Below are 1,443 nucleotides of genomic sequence, written 5' to 3'. Positions count from 1 at the left end.
GCGGTTTGGTTCGCATGATGGCGGCCAACCAGGCGCGCAAAAGGCTGAGCCAGAGGACCAGGAGCCTGAAGTTGTAGCCGGCGGCGGCGAGCACGGCGTTGGCGGCGTCGCCACTGGTTCCGGCCAGGTAGTTGCGGTTCATCCGATGCTCGTTCTTGAGATGGCCGATCACCGGCTCCACCGCGGAGCGGCGCCGGAAGGCGCGCTTGATGGCCTGGCTGAGACCGCGTTTCTGGCCGGCGACATAGACCTTGAACTGCTTGTCCTTGGACGCGTTGTGGCCGCGATAGCCGGCATCGGTGACGACCTTGTCAAGGTTGGCTCCGACGCTGGCTTCGATCTCGGGGATGACGGTCGCCAGGGTGTGGCCGTCATAGGGACTACCCGGCAGCGCCTTGGCGTGCAGCACGAACTGGCCGCCCTTGCAGCGGTTCAGCGGCGTGGCGACGCTGACCTTGACGCCGAACTCGTAGGGCTTGTGGGCCTTGCCCTTGCCGATGCATTCGACCTCCGGCGCGTGCAGCGAATAGACCTTCTTGCCGCGCTGGCGCTGCCGCTGCTCGCGCACCCGGTGGGCCAGCGACAGCGGCAAAGCGAAAGCCTCGGCGAGATCGGGCCGGTCCGCGATCTTGCGCTGAACGTCGCGAATCACGCGGCCGAGCATGGTTCTGATCCGCCGCAGCGCCTTGTTGGCGCGCTTGAACTGTTTGGCATGAGCATAGCGCTGCTGCTTGATCAGCGCGAACTTGCCGACCCGGGCATAGGATTGACGAAGCTCGACACCGTGGGCGCGTGCCAATCGCACCAGCCGTTCGCGGGCCCGGTGCATCAAGCGGGCGTCGGTCGGGAAGCTGATCGCCTTCTCCTGCACCGTGGTGTCGACGATCACTTGCGTGAAGTCGGCCGGCTTGGCCGCGCCGGCTCGCACCGCGGTGGCGAGGCTTTCCTGAACCAGCGCGGCGAGCTTGTCCTCGCCCATGCGCTGCCGCCAGCGCGTCAGCGACGAGCGATCGAACACCAAGCGGTGCTGGAAGAACTCCTCGCCGCAGAACAGCTGATAATACGGATTCTCCACCCAGCGTTCGCACAGCGCCTCATCCGACAGATTGTGCATGTGCTTGAGGATCGCCAGCCCCGCCATCAGCCGCGTCGGCAGCGGTGGCCGGCCGGGATCGTCGTCATAGATCGCGCCAAACCGTTCCTCGAGAAACCGCCAATCGATCGCCCGAGAAAGCTTCGCCAGCGCATGATTGAGATCGACGATCTGATCGAGCCGAGCCTTGAACAGATCGTTCTGCCCGCTCTCCCGACGCTCCTTCGGCCGCATCAAAGCCCCCATCGCTGCTTCGCTGGGCGATGGAATCACGATCAGAACGCCAAATCAATTTGCCAGAAAACCGGCGTCAGACCCGCCCAAACCGGCAAAAATCTATACTTGCAGCC

The 1,443-nt window shown here is 64.5% G+C and carries 1 protein-coding gene; it reads right to left on the bottom strand.

Annotated features, from left to right (window positions below):
- Window positions 1–1,327: IS5 family transposase (locus HNR60_RS23905; RefSeq protein ID WP_184262931.1), on the bottom strand; the 1,327-nt coding region annotated here is incomplete at its 3' end.
- Window positions 1,328–1,443: the final 116 nt, after the last annotated feature.

The sequence above is a fragment of the Rhodopseudomonas rhenobacensis genome (genome assembly GCF_014203125.1).
GTDB lineage: Bacteria > Pseudomonadota > Alphaproteobacteria > Rhizobiales > Xanthobacteraceae > Rhodopseudomonas_A > Rhodopseudomonas_A rhenobacensis.
The sequence above is the reverse complement of the archived record's forward strand: the minus strand, read 5'-3'. Positions and strand labels throughout refer to the sequence as shown.